Origin of the sequence: Caballeronia sp. LZ032 (assembly GCF_031451315.1) — a bacterium.
GTDB lineage: Bacteria > Pseudomonadota > Gammaproteobacteria > Burkholderiales > Burkholderiaceae > Caballeronia.
This window is the reverse complement of record NZ_JARUXP010000066.1, coordinates 1-408: the sequence shown is the minus strand read 5'-3', so window position 1 is coordinate 408 and position 408 is coordinate 1. Positions and strand designations below refer to the sequence as shown.

The following is a 408-nucleotide window of genomic DNA, read 5'->3' as shown; positions in this document are numbered from 1 at the left end:
CTCACCCGTGATGCCGTTGACCGGTTCGCCAAAGACCCATTGAGCGACGAGTCTGACGAAGTTGCCCCATCGTCCGTTGCCCACGCGATCCTGAATCGCCCTGGACACGTGGCAGGCACGCGACGGTTTGGACAGGCCATGGGAGAAGGCTGCACGCATCGCCATGCCCGCGAGCGCCGCGATACTGGGCACGGGCGGTCCACCGACGAGTACGGGGCGGGATGCCGGAATCGGCAGCATGATCGAGGTGGGCAGCGACATGCTTCCACGCCGCGTGTGCTCGCTGTTGTGCGACAACGAGAGCATCCCTGCGAACCAGCACGTCAACGCCGGCAGCACCGCATAGGCCATCGGATCGCCATTGGCCTGCACGGTCATGCTGCCGAGGAAGGCCTCGCCGTTACCCGC

At 65.7% G+C, this 408-nt stretch carries 1 protein-coding gene; it reads right to left on the bottom strand.

What is annotated here, in order from left to right; genetic code table 11:
• Window positions 1-408: hypothetical protein (locus QCE69_RS39435; protein WP_309936172.1), on the bottom strand; the 408-nt coding region annotated here is incomplete at both ends.